This window comes from Streptomyces coerulescens (genome assembly GCF_042657965.1).
Lineage (GTDB): Bacteria > Actinomycetota > Actinomycetes > Streptomycetales > Streptomycetaceae > Streptomyces > Streptomyces coerulescens.
Genome location: NZ_JBHSKM010000029.1, coordinates 1 through 1,836, shown reverse-complemented (window position 1 = coordinate 1,836; position 1,836 = coordinate 1). Strand labels below are relative to the sequence as shown.

General features: G+C 68.0%; 1 protein-coding gene. It reads right to left on the bottom strand.

The window, feature by feature from the left end:
- Positions 1–1,719, bottom strand: a 1,719-nt coding sequence (locus ACFPQ9_RS34445) for an N-acetylmuramoyl-L-alanine amidase (RefSeq protein ID WP_417804672.1), incomplete at its 3' end; no start/stop codon positions are given.
- Between the last annotated feature and the right edge of the window lie 117 nt (positions 1,720–1,836).

Below are 1,836 nucleotides of genomic sequence, written 5' to 3'. Positions count from 1 at the left end.
GGAGAAGGCGACGTAGACGTCGGCGGTGCTGCCCTGGGTGAAGGTGATCAGGTCGTCCTTGCCGTCGCCGTTGACGTCGCCCAGGGCTGGGAACTCGCCTGCCGGGGCGAAGAAGTCGTTCCAGACGCGTGCTTCGCCAAAGCCGTCGCTGCCGTTGGACAGGGCGACGTACACCTTGGCGTCCGCGTCATGCGTGAACGTGACGATGTCGTCCTTGCCGTCACCGTTCACATCACCGACCGCCGGGACCTCGCCACCCGGCGCGAAGTGATCGTGCCAGATTCCGGCGGGGCCGAATCCGTCACCGTTCGACAGGGCGACATAGACGTCCGCCTCCGGATTCCGGGTGAAGGTGACGACGTCGTCCTTGCCGTCGCCGTTGAAGTCACCGCTCAACGGCGTCTCACCGCCCGGCGAGAAGAAGTCGTGCCACACCTTCGCGCCGCCGAACTCGCTGCCCGTGGACGGCGCCACGTACACGTCCGCCTCCGGGTTGTGCGTGAAGGTGACGATGTCGTCCTTCCCGTCGCCGGTGAAGTCGGTCGGCGAACCGCCCAGCAGATCGCCGCCGCCACCGGTGACGAGCTGCATGTAGTAGGCCCAGTTCCAGTGCGGTCCCGGGTCCGTGTGGTCGTTGCCGGGTAGTTCGTTGTGGCCGACGATGTGCGCGCGGTCCTTCGGGATGCCGTACCGGTCGCACAGGTGGCGGGTCAGCGCGGCGGAGGAGCGGTACATGGCGTCGGTGAACCACGACGGGTTGTCGACGTATCCCTCGTGCTCGATGCCGAGCGCCGACGCGTTCGCGCTGCGGGCGTGGTAAGCGGTGTCGGTGTCGCGCACCATCTGGGTGACGTCACCGTCGGAGGAGCGGATCACATAGTGCGCGCTCACACCGGCGGAAGGGTTCTGGAACCAGCTGATGGAGCCCGCGTACGAACCCTGCGTGACGTGGATGACGACCTTGTCGATCGCCGCCGAACGGCTGGCCTGGTAGTTGTTCGTGTGCGCGGGAACCCAGTGGGCGGGCCCGTAGTCGGCGCTCAGCACACCGACCTCGGCCTTCTCGCCGTCACCGGTGGAGGCCCCGAGCGGGCGCACCTTCTCGTACGCCCCGCGCTCCGGATCGACCTCGCGCGGTTTCACGGTGACGTGCTCGCCGCCCGGCACCTTCTGGGCCAGCCCTTGTGCGAGGAGGCCGTAGACGGTGTCGGCGTACAGTCGTGCCGTGCGCACCCGGTCCGAGCCGCCGTACTCGGCGACGACGGGATACCACTCGTCGATCCGGTCCCGTTCGGCGGCGTTCAGCCCGAGGTCGTCGGCGTAGCCACGGAGCACTGCGGCGCCGCCGCGGATGTTGGCCTCCGTGCCGCGCTTCAGCTCGGCCGCGGGAAGACCGGTGCGCTCGGCAGCCTTCTCCAGGGTCCGGTGCTGCGGATTGCTGACGAGGTGCATCACGCCGTAGCCACCGGCCGAACTGGGCTTGCCCGCATGGCCGTCGAGATGCGTCTCGCCGTATCCGACGGCGACCAGGAGATCGCGCGGCACGTCGAACTCGGCGCTCGCTGCCGCGAAGGCGTCGTTCATGAGGAACGCAGTTGGCTTCGGGTCAGCGGCAGCGGTGGTCGTCTGGCCGGTCAGTGTCAGGGCGGAGACGAGTACGGCGCCGAACACGGTCGTACGCGCTCTGGCTCGACCGCGGATGAATGAGTGCAGAGACAAGGAATTCCCCCTGGGGACGAAGTGTGGAGACGGGCTGCGTCAGAGGCTGGTTTCGCCTGGGGTGCCGAAGAACTCGTGCCATTTGCGGCCGTCCACGAAGGCGTTGGTGCCGTTGGA